Below are 1,707 nucleotides of genomic sequence, written 5' to 3' on the forward strand. Positions count from 1 at the left end.
TTACAGTATAGATCTGTATTTGAAGTAGATGTACAACGCCAGAAAACAAATTTAGAAAAGGCTTATGAAGAATGCTGGATTAAAGCACGTATGGGACTATCTGATTTATTAGATCAAGAACTCTCTTTTATAGAACGTATTAATCAAAATAGATATGATATTCAAATAAAAGAGAATAATATGCATCGAAAAAATATCTTATTGGATTTAAGTAAACAAACGCCAGACGTAGAAAGAAGAAAGTCACTTCAGCAAGAGATTCAGGAAGTAAACATTGAACTGGAACGATTAGATAGAAAAATTATTTCATACTATGATGATGTTGATAAGATGACCACTTCGATTAAAGATTTTTCTCTTGAATTGAATAATACTATAAAGGTCTTGTTTGATATATCTTTATTGCTTATTAAAGAGAAAGAGGCCCAATTTAAATTAGAAAAATAATAGGGTGGTATATATTTTGCCCATGTTTTTGGATGTCTTATAAAAGCTATTACAAGGAATATAATGAATAGGATTATACTTATAGGAAATGGTTTTGATTTAGCCCATGGGCTTTCTACCAAATACGAGGATTTTATAAATTGGTATTGGGAACAATGGGGACTTCGTTTACTTAGCAGTTCGAAAAAAGAAGAAGAGGATGGCCTTTGTTCTTTTAGACTTAAGGATGAAGTAGGACTTGCTGGTTGGTATTTAGTTTGGGCATGGCATTATCAAATTATTACGAAATCTCTCTCTCTGCGAGATATCGTAGATTTGGTTTGTAATGATGAACAGGTTTGTGAGTTTCATTGTCATAGTATTCTTTTTCAGCGTATATGTAAATCTATTGAGTCTAAGGGATGGGTAGATATTGAAGTTGAATATTATGAGATATTAAAATCATGTGCTTTATATCCAGAAAACAATGAATGTACTTGTTCTGAGTTGAATAGACAGATGAATTTCTTAAAAATAAAACTTATAGAATATCTTAGTAGTTTAAACATAGATGAGGCAATAATCAATTATAAAATAAAAGAAATAATATATGCACCTTTTAATCCTGATGATATTTCTATAAAAGGAATGATACATCTTGTTGATCATTTTAAATCGTGGATTAATAAGGGAGAGAAGGAGTGGGGATATCGTTTTTCACAATACAATCTCCTGAAAAATGATTTATTAATCAAGGATAATATTGAATTTTGCAATAAGTTCTCTGAAGATTCTTTTAATGGGGAAATCCTGGAATTTATTTTAAGAGGTCAATACCCTAAAGAAATATTATTACCAGACAATATAATGTTGTTGGACTTTAATTATACTCCAACGTCTAAATTTTATTTAACTTCTAATATGGGTTTCTGTCACAATCAGATTCATGGTGCTCTTGATAGCACTGAAAGTGTCATATTTGGTTATGGTGATGAATTGGAAGATCATTATAATGAAATTGTAAAATTGAATGATAATAAGTGCTTACAAAATATTAAATCTATAAAGTACTTGGAATCTAATAAATATCGTAAAATGTTATCATTTATAGAATCTTCTCCATTTCAAATATTAGTTATGGGACATTCTTGTGGAAACTCAGATCGGACTTTACTTAACACTTTGTTTGAACATAAAAATTGTGTATCAATAAAACCTTATTATTACCAAAAAGAAGATGGTTCCGATAATTATTTGGACATTATTCAAAACGTGTCAAGG

The 1,707-nt window shown here is 29.3% G+C and carries 1 protein-coding gene and 1 pseudogene; both read left to right on the forward strand.

Annotation, left to right across the window (positions count from 1 at the left end; translation table 11 throughout):
• Nucleotides 1-447, forward strand: a pseudogene (locus I6E11_RS14540) (hypothetical protein); the annotation flags it as partial.
• 63 nt (nucleotides 448-510) lie between these two features.
• The coding region (locus I6E11_RS14545; RefSeq protein WP_235338823.1) for an AbiH family protein at nucleotides 511-1,707 on the forward strand (1,197 nt) is incomplete at its 3' end.

Origin of the sequence: Bacteroides caecigallinarum, assembly GCF_021531075.1 — a bacterium.
GTDB lineage: Bacteria > Bacteroidota > Bacteroidia > Bacteroidales > Bacteroidaceae > Phocaeicola > Phocaeicola caecigallinarum_B.